Annotated in this window: 15 protein-coding genes; 6 read left to right on the top strand and 9 right to left on the bottom strand. The window is 28.8% G+C overall.

What is annotated here, in order from left to right; translation table 11 throughout:
- Positions 1-200: 200 nt before the first annotated feature.
- Together B0A78_RS12715 and B0A78_RS12710 are read left to right on the top strand one after the other, a co-directional pair.
- On the top strand, positions 201-1,187 hold the full coding sequence (locus B0A78_RS12715) for an endo alpha-1,4 polygalactosaminidase (RefSeq protein WP_014164679.1): 987 nt from the start codon (positions 201-203) through the stop codon (positions 1,185-1,187).
- Between the two features lie 68 nt (positions 1,188-1,255).
- Positions 1,256-1,585, top strand: coding sequence for a DUF4377 domain-containing protein (locus B0A78_RS12710; RefSeq protein ID WP_014164680.1), 330 nt, complete (start codon positions 1,256-1,258; stop codon positions 1,583-1,585).
- Positions 1,586-1,823: 238 nt separating this feature from the next.
- Here the strand turns inward: B0A78_RS12710 and ettA are convergent, their stop codons facing one another.
- From ettA to holA, 3 genes are all read right to left on the bottom strand, one after another.
- Positions 1,824-3,512: an energy-dependent translational throttle protein EttA gene (ettA, locus tag B0A78_RS12705; protein ID WP_065213535.1), complete on the bottom strand. Its 1,689-nt coding sequence runs from the start codon at positions 3,510-3,512 to the stop codon at positions 1,824-1,826.
- A 73-nt stretch (positions 3,513-3,585) separates the two neighbouring features.
- Complete coding sequence (locus B0A78_RS12700) at positions 3,586-3,774, bottom strand: CAL67264 family membrane protein (protein WP_041253169.1); 189 nt, start codon at positions 3,772-3,774, stop codon at positions 3,586-3,588.
- Positions 3,775-3,822: 48 nt separating this feature from the next.
- A complete protein-coding gene (gene holA / locus B0A78_RS12695; protein ID WP_077225211.1) occupies positions 3,823-4,827 on the bottom strand; it encodes a DNA polymerase III subunit delta in 1,005 nt (334 codons plus the stop codon).
- Between the two features lie 78 nt (positions 4,828-4,905).
- On the opposite strand from holA, the gene B0A78_RS12690 reads away from it, so the two are divergent.
- The 3 genes from B0A78_RS12690 (at position 4,906) to B0A78_RS12680 (ending at position 7,521) form a co-directional block, all read left to right on the top strand.
- Positions 4,906-5,352, top strand: a complete 447-nt coding sequence (locus tag B0A78_RS12690; RefSeq protein ID WP_014164684.1) for a type I restriction enzyme HsdR N-terminal domain-containing protein — start codon at positions 4,906-4,908, stop codon at positions 5,350-5,352.
- A gap of 306 nt (positions 5,353-5,658) precedes the next feature.
- A complete protein-coding gene (locus B0A78_RS12685) occupies positions 5,659-6,660 on the top strand; it encodes a glycosyltransferase family 2 protein (protein ID WP_014164685.1) in 1,002 nt (333 codons plus the stop codon).
- Between the two features lie 6 nt (positions 6,661-6,666).
- A complete protein-coding gene (locus tag B0A78_RS12680) occupies positions 6,667-7,521 on the top strand; it encodes an OmpA/MotB family protein (protein ID WP_014164686.1) in 855 nt (284 codons plus the stop codon).
- A 416-nt stretch (positions 7,522-7,937) separates the two neighbouring features.
- On the opposite strand, the gene B0A78_RS12675 is transcribed toward B0A78_RS12680, so the two are convergent.
- A complete protein-coding gene (locus B0A78_RS12675; protein ID WP_065213533.1) occupies positions 7,938-9,194 on the bottom strand; it encodes a mechanosensitive ion channel family protein in 1,257 nt (418 codons plus the stop codon).
- Between the two features lies 1 nt (position 9,195).
- Positions 9,196-9,474, bottom strand: a complete 279-nt coding sequence (locus B0A78_RS12670) for a DUF3817 domain-containing protein (RefSeq protein ID WP_014164688.1) — start codon at positions 9,472-9,474, stop codon at positions 9,196-9,198.
- A 196-nt stretch (positions 9,475-9,670) separates the two neighbouring features.
- Here B0A78_RS12670 and B0A78_RS12665 point away from each other — a divergent pair, with 196 nt between their 5' ends.
- Positions 9,671-11,209, top strand: a complete 1,539-nt coding sequence (locus tag B0A78_RS12665; RefSeq protein WP_065213532.1) for a DEAD/DEAH box helicase — start codon at positions 9,671-9,673, stop codon at positions 11,207-11,209.
- Positions 11,210-11,608: 399 nt separating this feature from the next.
- Here the strand turns inward: B0A78_RS12665 and B0A78_RS12660 are convergent, their stop codons facing one another.
- From B0A78_RS12660 to B0A78_RS12645, 4 genes are all read right to left on the bottom strand, one after another.
- On the bottom strand, positions 11,609-12,364 hold the full coding sequence (locus B0A78_RS12660) for a LytR/AlgR family response regulator transcription factor (RefSeq protein WP_014164690.1): 756 nt from the start codon (positions 12,362-12,364) through the stop codon (positions 11,609-11,611).
- A 21-nt stretch (positions 12,365-12,385) separates the two neighbouring features.
- Complete coding sequence (locus tag B0A78_RS12655; RefSeq protein ID WP_014164691.1) at positions 12,386-12,742, bottom strand: 2TM domain-containing protein; 357 nt, start codon at positions 12,740-12,742, stop codon at positions 12,386-12,388.
- Between the two features lie 9 nt (positions 12,743-12,751).
- On the bottom strand, positions 12,752-13,051 hold the full coding sequence (locus B0A78_RS12650) for a 2TM domain-containing protein (RefSeq protein ID WP_014164692.1): 300 nt from the start codon (positions 13,049-13,051) through the stop codon (positions 12,752-12,754).
- Between the two features lie 42 nt (positions 13,052-13,093).
- Positions 13,094-13,306: 2TM domain-containing protein (locus B0A78_RS12645; RefSeq protein WP_133065792.1), on the bottom strand; the 213-nt coding region annotated here is incomplete at its 5' end.

Below are 13,306 nucleotides of genomic sequence, written 5' to 3'. Positions count from 1 at the left end.
TTTTTATTAAGAATGATTTTTTCTAAACACTAAAATTTTATATTTAGCGTTAAAAAGTAGTAAACCATAATTTAAAAACTAATAAATAATTTACATATAAGGTACTATCAAAATTTAAAATCATTTTATTTTTTTAATATAACTTACAAAAAAAATCTTTTATACTATTAAAAATTGAACAAATAAAACAAACTAATCAAATGAAAATAAAATCTTTAATCATTGCAGCTATACCATTATTGTGTTCTTGTAATAAAGAAAGTGATCAAACCAATTTGAAGAGCGAAGGTCCGATTGATTTTAAACAAAAAATGCGAGAATTTGTAATTAATATTAGCAAATACTCTAAAACAATTAATCCCAATTTTTATGTAATCCCTCAAAATGGCATCGAATTAGTTTCAACAACAGGAGACGATTTAGGAGCGCCCCATGATCCATATCTTGATGCTATTGATGCTAATGGACAAGAAGATTTATTTTATAGTTCTGAAAATGACAATCAAGCCACGCCTAATAACCGAACAGAGTACCTAAAAAAATTACTCAATATTTCTAAAAATTCGGGTAATAAAATTCTGGTTATTGATTTTTGTTCGAGCAATACTGATATTTCCGATTCTTATTCACAAAACGACACTAATAATTACACCTCTTTTGCCACGACTGAGGTTCAATTAAATTCTATTCCTCCCTTACCTAATCCTATAAATCAAGAAAATGATGAAAATGTTGTTAATATTAATAATGTAAAAAATTTCTTATACATCATTAATCCTACCCATTTTCGTTCTAAAGATGATTTTATTGCAGCTGTAAATAAAACAAATTATGATTTAATCATAACAGATTTATTTTTTAAAGGAGTCCCTTTTACAGCTTCTGAAATAAGCCGACTAAAAAATAAAGAAAACGGAGGAAAAAGACTTGTTATTTCATACATGTCAATTGGAGAAGCAGAAAGCTACCGTTATTATTGGCAACCGAATTGGATTATTAACAAACCCAATTGGTTAGATGAAGAAAATTCCGACTGGAAAGGTAATTTTAAAGTAAAATATTGGGACGAAAACTGGCAAAGCATTATTTATGGAAATAACAATTCTTATTTAAAAAAAATATTGGATGCTAACTTTGATGGAGTATATTTGGATCTAATTGATGCTTTTGATTATTACTCCAATTAATTACTATTTTTGTCACCACATATTTTTTTGAATACAATTTAATTTATAATCATTAAAACAATAAAAAAATGATACGAATAATTTTATCAACCATTACATTTTTACTAATTTCTTGTAATACTACTAATAAAGATGAAAAAACTATTTTCATCGGGGCTGAAACTAAACCTTGTAACACAGGAGTAATGGAAAGTCAGTGTCTACAAGTAAAATGGGCTAAAAATCAAAAAGATTGGGAACACTTCTATAGCAATATCGAAGGATTCAAATACGAACAAGGCAATGAATATGAACTTATCATTAAAGAAGAAAAAGTAGAAAATCCACCCGCTGATGGATCAAGCATAAAATATACTTTAATAAAAGAAATAAGCAAAAATAAAGTTGCTAACAATTAAAAAAGAAACTCTTAAGATCGTTTCAAGTGATTAACAAATCAGAATAAAAGAAAATTATGAAAAGCTAGTGATTTTTATAACCGTAATTTCATAGAATATAAATAAGTCTTTTAGAGGCTTTCTTCTAATTAATTGTTTGTTAACTATAAAATTATTTTTTCTCTTATACGGTTTTCAATAAATAAAAAACACCCCTAAAAAATCTAGTTTTTAGGGGTGTTATAAAATTAGTTCAATTTTATCTTACTAATTTTTTGTATCTAATTCTTGTTGGTACCAAATCGCCAAGGCGTTTTTTACGATTTTCTTCATAATCTGTAAAACCTCCTTCGAAATAGTATACTTGTGAATCGCCTTCAAAAGCTAAAATATGGGTACACACACGGTCTAGAAACCAACGGTCGTGAGAAATAATTACAGCACAACCTGCAAAATTCTCTAAACCTTCTTCTAATGCACGAAGAGTATTTACATCTAGATCATTCGTAGGCTCATCTAATAACAATACGTTTCCTTCTTCACGTAAGGTCATTGCTAAATGCAAACGATTTCGTTCTCCTCCTGATAATGCTGCTACCTTTTTATTTTGCTCACTACCCGAAAAGTTAAATTTAGATAAATAGGCACGTGAATTTACTTGTCGTCCACCCATCATTATCAATTCTTGTCCATCACAGAAATTTTCCCAAATAGATTTTTCTGGATCAATATTTTTATGGGTTTGATCAACGTATGCTATTTTTACGGTTTCACCTATTTCAAATGAACCTGAATCAGCTTGCTGCTCTCCCATTATCATACGGAAAATAGTTGACTTACCAGCCCCATTAGGACCAATAATCCCTACAATACCTGCTTGTGGTAAAGTAAAATTTAAATTATCATATAGTAATTTATCCCCAAATGCTTTAGCTACATTTTTAGCGTCAATTACATTCGTTCCTAAACGAGGTCCATTAGGGATGTATAATTCTAATTTTTCTTCTAATTGTTTAGAGTCTTCATTTAATAAACGATCATAGTTTTGAAGACGTGCTTTTTGTTTGGTCTGACGCCCTTTAGCTCCTTGACGTACCCAATCTAACTCACGCTCTAAAATCTTACGTCGTTTTGACTCTGTTTTTTCTTCTTGTTCTAAACGTTTGGCTTTTTGATCTAACCAAGAAGAGTAATTTCCTTTCCAAGGAATCCCTTCTCCTCTATCTAGTTCAAGAATCCAGCCTGCCACATTATCTAAGAAATAACGGTCATGGGTTACTGCAATAATAGTTCCTTTGTACTGTTGTAAGTGTTGTTCTAACCAGTGAACTGATTCTGCATCTAGGTGGTTAGTAGGCTCATCTAGTAATAATACATCGGGCTCTTGTAATAATAAACGACATAAAGCAACACGACGACGTTCCCCTCCTGACAACACTTTTATTGGTGTATCTGCATCTGGACAACGAAGAGCATCCATTGCCACCTCAAGTTTATTATCTAATTCCCAAGCACCACAAGCATCTATTTTGTCTTGTAATTCTGCTTGACGATCCATTAGTTTTTGCATTTTATCTGCATTTTCGTAAACTTCTGGCAAGCCAAATTGGTCATTAATCGTATTAAATTCTTCAAGTAATTTCACAGCTTCTGCTGCTCCTTCACGAACAATATCTATTACTGTTTTTTCTTCATCTAATTGAGGTTCTTGCTCTAAATATCCTACTGTATAACCTGGTGCAAAAACCACATCGCCTTGGTAATTTTTATCAACACCTGCTATAATTTTTAACAAAGATGACTTACCAGAACCATTTAGACCTAAAATACCAATTTTAGCTCCGTAGAAAAAACTTAAATAAATATCTTTTAATACTTGTTTGTTTGTTGAAGAGTAAGTTTTACTTACTTTCGACATCGAAAATATTACTTTCTTATCGTCTGACATAATATAATTTAAAATTTTAGAATTTAGAACTCAAAGTAAAATTGAACACTAAAAACTATGACTGGTTACTAATTTAAACTCTTCCTTTTAAAGCATTAAAAACCCACGCATTGGCAAAGAAGCCAATTCCTACAGCACTAAATCCCCATCCTGCTACATCTGCATAACGATAAATACCTAACCCTATTAAAATTATTCCCATAACAATCATTATAAATGTTGCCCATGCTAGAACTGTGTTTTTATTCATTCCTACACTCATTTTAAACTTAATATTTTAGATTACTTTAAAAGTGCAAATATCGTAAATTTAGTTAAAAATTTTAACTAACATTTCTTTTAATAAATCATGTTGCGAAAGATTAGTAGCTCCTACTCCTTTGCTTTTTAAATCTATATCCTTTAGTGTTGCTACAATTCCGCTTACTTTTTTCATGGGATAATTTCGAGCTGCCAACTCGTAATCTTTAACAAAAAACGGATTTACCTTTAGTACTGAGGCAACATTTTTAGGGTTTTTATCTTTTAATCCATGGTATTGTAAGAGTTGCGAAAAGAAACTAAATACTAAACCTATAGTCAAAACTATCGGATTGTCTTTTGGATTTTGAGCAAAATGATCCGCTATCTTGTATGCTTGAAGCTGGTTTCGTTCGCCTATTGCTTTTCGCAATTCAAAGGGATTAAAATCTTTACTAAAACCAATATTTTCTTCAATAATTGCAGGTGTGATAACTTCTCCTTGTTTTAGTATTATAGTAAGTTTATCTATTTCATTAGCAATTCTACTTAAATCGGTTCCTAAAAAATCTATAAATATTTGTACTGCTTTGGGCTCTATTTGGAGTTTTTTACCCTGAAAAACCCTTGTCAACCAAGTACTTACTTGATTTTCATATAACTTTTTACTTTCAAAAACTAATCCGTTTTTCTCTAAAACTTTAGTAACTTTTTTTCGTTTGTCTAATGTTTTATATTTATAACAAAGTACCAAAACTGTAGTATCTTGTGGCTTTTCAGCATAAGCTTCTAATTTATCAATGGTACGTGACAATTCTTGAGCTTCTTTTACAATAACCACTTGTCTATCTGCCATCATAGGATATCGTTTGGCATTTCCTATAACATCTTCTATTGTCACATCACGACCATAAAGTATTGTTTGATTAAAATCTCTTTCGTGTTCTTGTAAAATGTTTTGTTCTATGTATTCAGAAATTTTATCTATATAATAAGGTTCTTCGCCCATTAAAAAATAAATAGGTTTAATAATCCCTGCCTTTATATCTTTTATAATTTTTAGTACTTCATCCATTTTTTTCAGGTTTAAAGTTTCAGGTTTAAAGTTTAGAAATGACTTGAAACCTGAAACTAAAAAAGCTATTTTTGGAAAATGATAAATTTAAATTTTCCTACCTATCAATTTCGGTTCAAAAATAGCGAAAATAAAATATCTATTTTTGATGAAATCCGTAAAAAGTTTGTGGTTCTTACGCCTGAAGAATGGGTTCGCCAAAATGTAGTTCGTTTTTTATTAGAAGAAAAAAAATATCCAAAATCATGTATTAATGTTGAAAAATTAATTAAAGTTAATGATTTAAGTAAACGATATGATATTGCTGTTTTTCAACCCAATGGGTCTATTTTTTTATTAATAGAATGTAAAGCACCTGAGGTACCAATTACACAACAAACATTTGATCAAATAGCTCGTTATAATTTAGTCTTAAATGCTCAACATCTAATGGTCACTAACGGTTTGAATCATTATTTTTGTTCGATGGATTTTGAAAACGAAAAATATATTTTTTTAAACAACCTTCCTGAATATATCTTTTAAGTGATTTTATTTCCTCTATTGATTTTATCTTTTATGCTATTTCTAATTTTGTTTTCTAAAAAACCGAAATTACTTACATCTATCTAATAGCTACTTTTTTAGTTCTATTTGATTGTATCGAAAATATTTGTATTCTTTATGTGCTAAAATCCAACCTTTTATGTCTAAAAATCCAATTCTTTTTTATTTTTTTATAATAATTAAAGACATATTTATAGTATAATTTTTATTACGCTTATTTTTGTAGTTGTAAAACATGTATTTACTTACCTAAAAATTAAAACTTATTTAGCAAACTCCCTAAATATGAAAAAAATTGCCGTAGTTATACTTAATTGGAATGGACAAAAATTATTAAATCAATTCCTTCCATCAGTCATTCAGTATTCTCCTGAAGCAACTATATATGTTGCAGATAATGCTTCTACTGATCATTCCGTGGAATTCATAAGAAACGAATTTCCTTCTATCAAAATTATAGAAAATACAGGAAATTTTGGTTATGCAAAAGGTTACAACGAAGCCTTAAAGTATGTTGAAGAAGATATTTACGCATTAGTAAATTCTGATATAGAAGTAACAAAAAATTGGTTGATCCCCATTAAGGATTTGTTTGAAAAAGATCCTACAGTTGCTATTGCACAACCTAAAATATTAGATTATAAAAATAAAACCCTGTTTGAATATGCGGGAGCTGCTGGAGGATTTATTGATCGTTACGGTTTTCCTTTTTGCAGAGGTAGAATTTTTGACACTTTAGAGGAAGATCATGGTCAATACAATGATGTTATTGATATTTTTTGGGCAACAGGTGCTTGCTTCTTTATAAAAAAAGAAGTTTTTAGGGAACTGAACGGATTAGATGCTGATTTTTTTGCTCATCAAGAAGAAATTGATTTATGCTGGCGAGCTTTTAACAAAGGTTATAAAGCTAAATATTGTGGTTTTTCTACTGTTTATCATGTCGGAGGTGCAACCTTAAAAACAGGATCTCCACAAAAAACATTTTTAAATTTTAGAAATTCATTATGGATGATGACTAAAAACCTTCCTACATCAAAATTAATTCCTATCTTGCTTGTAAGAATGCTATTAGATGGTATAGCTGGTATAAAGTTTTTAACTGAATTCAAACCAAAGCATTTTTGGGCCGTCTTAAAGGCGCATTATTATTTATATATTAACCTCCTTAAATATTTAAAAAAGAGAACTATTAATCAAAAAGAAGATTATTACAAAATAAATTCTATTGTTTATCGTTATTTTATTAAGAATGGCAAAATTTTTGCTAACCTATACAAAAATTAAATTAAAATGAATAAAACATTTTTAACATTATCGCTTTTAGGTATTTTAACTACTTCATGTGTTTCTAAAAAGAAGTATGCTGAATTAGAAACTAAAAACAAAGAAACACAAGACCTTTTAAATACCGCAACTATTAAATTAAATTCTTGTTTAGAAGAAAAATCAGGACTCAATGCTAGTCTGACTGCTTTACAGAATGAAAATCAAAATTTAAGAAAAAACACTTCTGATTTGATTAATAGCTCTAAAGAGATGACCGTTTTAACTCAAAAAGGAGCTCAAAATATAGAAAAGGCATTAGAAACGATTAAAGAAAAAGATTTAAAAATTAATCGTTTACAAGATGCACTAACTAAAAAAGATTCTGTAACATTAGCACTTGTTACAAGCCTAAAACGTGAAGTAGGTATAGATGACCCAGACATTAATATAAATGTTGAAAAAGGGGTTGTTATGATTTCTATAGCAGACAATTTACTATTTAAATCAGGTAGTTACGATGTAAGTGATAGAGCTCGAGGGGTATTAGGTAAAGTTGCAAAAGTAGTTAATAGTAAACCTGATTTTGAATGTATGGTAGAAGGACACACAGACAATATACCTATTAAAAACACTGTTTTATTAGACAACTGGGATCTTTCTGTAAAAAGAGCTACTTCTATCGTTCGTGTATTAGAAAAAGATTTAGGTGTAAATCCTAAGCAATTAATCCCAGCAGGTAGAAGTTTTCATATTCCTTTAGTAGATAATGACACTCCTGAAAATCGTTCTAAAAATAGAAGAACAAGGATTATAATTATGCCTAAAATTGATCAGTTTTATGAAATGATTGAAAAGGAAATGAAAAATTTAAGTAAATAATTTTTTAAAAAAACGGGGCTGTCAAAAAAAGGTAATTATATCTCTTAGATTTCAAGAAAGACTTAAGATTAATTAAATATTTTAGACAGCCTCTTTTTTATTTTCTCTCAAAACAATAATGCTCCTTCATTTTATAGGCATTCTCCTACTACCACAATCAAATACTAGTTATTTAGCGGCTAAAATCATCTATCTACTCGAAAAGTAATTTAAAAATCACACCGTATTATTAATTTTTAGGTCAACAAACTCCAAACAAAGTATTTGCTGTACAACAGTCTAGCATAACCCAGATACGCATTAGGATTTTATTAAACTCTTTTGTTTTACAACGTTCGTTTAAAATTTCGTTAAATCTATATTCTATTAACAAATTGCTTCTTTAAAAAATGAAGATTTATAGAATTTAGTCATTATTATTCCAAATTGTTTTTTCCTGCTGGTAATTCAAAAATTTGCAAATCAAAATAAATTACAGAGGCTAGAATATGATCAAAGATATCACTCATTATGTATTCATAGTTTTCAAAACGCTTATCGTTAGAAAACGCATAAATTTCTAAAGGAATGCCTTGGTGTGTAGGTTGTAGTTGTCTACAAAGCAAAATCATTTCTTTATTCAACCCAGGATAATTTTCTAAATACTTCGTTAAATATTTTCTAAATAAACCAAAATTGGTCAGATTTCTTCCATTAATAGATAAGCTTTTATCTATTTCATGTAATGAGTTATGTCTTTTAATATCAATTTGTTTTTTTTCTATATAACTTTTTATCAATTGTATTCTTTTAAATTCTTCTAATTCTTCTTCTCGTATGAATCGGATAGAATTGGCTTTTATTAAAATATGTCTTTTTATACGTCTTCCGTCCGAATTAATCATACCTCTCCAATTCCTAAAACTATCCGAAGTAAGACTATAAGTAGGAATAGTTGTAATGGTATGATCAAAATTTCTTACTTTTAATGTAGTTAAATTTATTTCGATAACATCCCCGTCAGCACCAAACTTATCCATTGTAATCCAATCTCCTATTCGAATCAAATCATTAGCTGAAACTTGAACAGAAGCCACAAAGCCTAAAATGGTATCTCTAAATATTAATATTATCAAAGCTGATACGGCTCCTAGAGTTTTAACTAATGCATCGGTACTAACATTAAAAATTTTAGCTACAATTACAATAATACCCAATATCCAGAGCATAATCATAATAACTTGTACGTAGCTATCTATAGGTTTATCTATGTACTCTGCTTTGGTTTTTAGATGATCTCTTATAGCTTTTAATGTGGAATTGGTAATCCATAAGATTAATAGAACAATATAAACCCCTACTAATCGACCAAAAATTGTTTCCCATGAAGTAAAATCATTTAATATAATGGGAACTGTTTTATAAATGTAAATTAATGGGATTAAATGCGACATATACTTTGCTGTTTCGTTAGAAATCAGCAAGTCATCAAATTTTGTTCTAGTACGTTTAGCTACTACTGCCATTCCTGTAACTAAAACAAAACGACAAAATAAGTAGATTATATAAACTATAAAACTAAGAATTATAATATTAATGGCTAACCCCAAATAGGATGCCAATGTATCATTAAAATCTAATTTTTTAAAAAACTTATAACACCAACCGAAGATTTTTTCAGTTTTTTCAAGCATATTATTTCAAATATTTTTTTTCTATATAAAATGTTCCAAAAGGAATTAAAGAAGCCAGTAAAATAATTACTGTTGTTTTTAAATTCCATTTTAACTGTCTTTGCAAAAGAAATGCCAAAAGTACATACAGAATGAAAAGAACTCCGTGACTCATGCCCACAGGGAATAAGAGCAACTTATATAAAGCTAAATCAAATGGTTTTATCATTAGCATATTTAACATGATAACAATATAAGAAACACCTTCTAGTAACGCAATATTTCGAAAGAATTTAAACATTTAAAAATCTATTTTAATTTTAAAAAAAATATACTTAGTATACTTATTGTTTTTTGCAAAGTAAAGCAAAGTTTAGCTGCTAAACTATAGCGTATGGTTTTTTTGAAAAGTTAAAATTTATATAAAATTAATTTCTAAAAAAAAATATCTATAAACAGTTTTTTAAATGTAATTTTGCAAAAATTTCAAAAAAGGTATGATGCAAAGCGATATAGAAACAGTATTTGAGGAGAAGAAAACACTCTATGATTATCAATCACGCGATATCAACACCATTTTTGATAGAATGGATAACACCTCTTCCAATTATCGCCTTTTATACCAGTTACCAACAGGTGGTGGAAAGACGGTTATCTTTTCTGAAATTGTGCGTCGTTATATAGAAACGCATCAAAAAAAGGTAGTAGTTCTGACGCATCGCATTGAGTTATGTAAACAAACTTCTAAAATGTTACATAATTTTGGCGTACAGAACAAAATCATTAATTCGAAAGTCAAAGACTTACCTGATCAAGATGATTTTTCTTGTTTTGTGGCTATGGTAGAAACTTTAAAAAATCGTTTGAATGATGATTTATTACAAATTGACAATGTAGGATTAGTAATTATAGATGAGGCGCATTACAATTCATTTAGAAAATTATTGAATCGCTTTAAAAATTCTTTCATATTAGGGGTTACTGCCACTCCTTTGAGTTCTAATATTGAACTCCCTATGTATGAAAACTACAAGGAACTGATTGTAGGAGATCCAATTAGAAAATTAATTGAAAACGGGTTTCTAGCAAAAGCCACTACTTATAGTTACGACGTTACACTATCAAGCCTAAAAGTGGGGATTAATGGGGATTATACAGTAAAATCTTCGGATGAACTTTACTCCCAATTAGATATGCAATCGAAATTATTGAGTGCTTATGAAGAAAAATCAAAAGGTAAAAAAACCTTGATTTTTAACAACGGAATTAATACCTCTTTGTATGTATATGAAACCTTTAAAAAGGCAGGTTATGACATACGCCACTTAGATAATACAACTAGCACCGAGGAACGAAAAGATATTTTAAAATGGTTCAAATATACACCTAATGCGGTACTTACTTCTGTAGGTATTTTGACTACTGGTTTTGATGAACCTACTGTTGAATCTATTATCATTAACCGCGCTACTAAATCTTTGACTCTTTATTTTCAAATGATTGGTCGCGGTTCTAGACGTTTACCTAATAAACATGAATTTAGCATTATAGATTTAGGAAATAATGCCGCACGATTTGGTTTATGGGATGATCCTATCGATTGGCAACATATTTTTAAAACACCTGAATACTATATTGAAAATTTACGTAGTGATTCTGAAATTGAACGTTATTTTAAATACGAAATGCCAGCTGATGTCCGTGAACGATTTAAAAACACTTTAAATGTAGAATTTGATATAGAAGAAGAATTCAACAAAGCAATTGCTAAAAATTTGCGCCCAAAAGTAGTTATTGAAGATTCTATCCTAAATCACGCGAGTATGTGTGTAGATAATGCGGAGGAATTAAATGAAGCCAAGCAGTTAGCAAAATATCTTGCAGAAGACATTGAATATAGAGTGAAAATATTTTGCCGTTGTTTAGCCAATTCTACCAAAAACTATCGTGAATGGTTGGTAGATGATTACAAAACACGTTTGCAAGTGGCCATTGGTAAATTATATCGCGAACGCTTATTTGCTATGGAAGATTAATTTTTGTAATAGTAGGTTTCCTTCTTATTTAACCCCAGATTATGCATTAGAAATTTATTACAGATAAAAATGATTTTGAATCTAAAAAAGTGATCCCTTTTTTGTCCTCAATGTAAGAGTATAGCTCCGAAAAAAATCGTGTATTTTTATCTTATTTCCCCTTTCCTTTTTCATCAGGAAGGCTAACGCATAATCTGGGTTAAACGCTATTTGGGCACAGTGCTTTTTAGAACGTCTTTGTTTTATTTAAATCCTGTATGAATATTTTAGATTCCTTTATTAAATGATTCAAGCGGATTAAATCCTCTTTTTTTAAAATATGCAAACAAATGATTTTTTCTTGAATTATAGCTCTTGTATAATCCACCAATTTGATGTTTTTAGGGTACTAATTTTATACTAACCTATCCAATTTTTAAAATCATTTACTCTTTCGCGAGCTACCACTATTTCATCCTCTTTATAAGAGGGTAATATTAATTTTAATCTTGAATTACTATACAATTGAATTTCTTTAATTGATTTTAAAGGCACAATAAATTTTCTAGATATGCGATAAAAATCTTCTGGATTGAGTTCGTTTTCTAATTGTTCTAAAGTGCCTTCTAATAGATAGTCACGATTGTCTAAAGTATGTAAATAAGTTCCTTTATCTTGACTATAAAAGCATTCTACCTCATGAATATCAATTAATTTTAACTGTTGCCCTATTTTTACTGTAAAACGTTTTTTGTATTCTTTTTCAACGGGATTTACCAACATACGTCTAATCATATCAAAATCTAACGAAAGATTTTGTAGAGTTGATGTACGAGATTTGAACTTATGAATAGCTTTTTCTAAATCGTCTTCATCAATGGGTTTTAATAGATAATCAATACTATTTAATTTAAAAGCACGTAAGGCATATTCATCATAAGCGGTTGTAAAAATAACAGCACTTTTTATATCAATTGTTTCAAAGATCTCAAATGATAAACCATCTGATAATTGAATATCTAAAAAAATTAAATCGGGGTGTTGATTATTCTGAAACCAATGTATTGCTTCTTCAACAGAATGTAATAATTGATTTACAAGTAGTCCTAATTTTTCTACTTTACGTTGCAATAAACGTGCTGATGGCTTTTCATCTTCTATAATTATGATATTCATATTTTAAATATATTTTATAGATTAATTCCATTGCTTTTGATTTTGTTGCTCTTGCTTCATTAATTCTTGTATTTTTTTTTGTTCCCACCTAGAGCCTAAAATCATATTAGGTAAAAACACGGATAATCCATGTGCAAGTAAACCTATTCCCCAAAAGAATGCTGTGTAAAAATAATGCCATTCTAAATAACTTTCATTCTCTTTTACGTTTTGAATATTTGCTATATAAAGTATTGTGTTAATAAATATATATATTATTAAATGGGTATAAAATCCTTTTATTTTCTTTACTTGTTTATAAGCTTCTAAATAACGAGATTCTTCTTCATTTGTAGGGACAAAATGTTTTATTTTTTTGTATTCTTCTCTAGTTTCCATTCTTTTTGTTTATTTATTATTATTTCTTTTTTTTTCTTCTTCTATGAGTTCTTGAATTTTTCGCTCTTCCCAATTCTTACTCATAAAAGAAAAGTCATAAACTTTTAAACCATGAAAAAACAAGCCTATCCCCCAACCTAGCATTGGATAAAAAAACCAAATATGATTTGATGAATATTTTAGATTTATACAAATGAAAAAAGTATTTATACATAAATAAGAAATAAGATGTGAGTAAAAATCTTTGATTTCTTTTACTTTTTTCCTTGCTTTTTCATAACGTTGAAAATCATCATTAAAATTTTCCATTTTTTTATAATTTTATTTAAAAATTATTACTACACCATTTTACTAATCCCATTTTTTATTTTGAAGATTTTCTTTTCTTAGAATTTCTTTAATCTTTCGTTCTTCCCAATTTTTTCCATAACCAAAAACTTCTATAGCATGAAAAAATAATCCCATTCCCCAACCTATTAGTGGAAACCAAAACCAATTAAAATTTGATGTTTTTGAATTGATTAATATTAAAAAAGGAATTATACTACAATAGGATATTAAATT

Source organism: Flavobacterium columnare NBRC 100251 = ATCC 23463, from assembly GCF_002530675.1.
In the GTDB taxonomy this organism is placed as follows: Bacteria; Bacteroidota; Bacteroidia; order Flavobacteriales; family Flavobacteriaceae; genus Flavobacterium; species Flavobacterium columnare.
The sequence above is the reverse complement of the archived record's forward strand: the minus strand, read 5'-3'. Positions and strand labels throughout refer to the sequence as shown.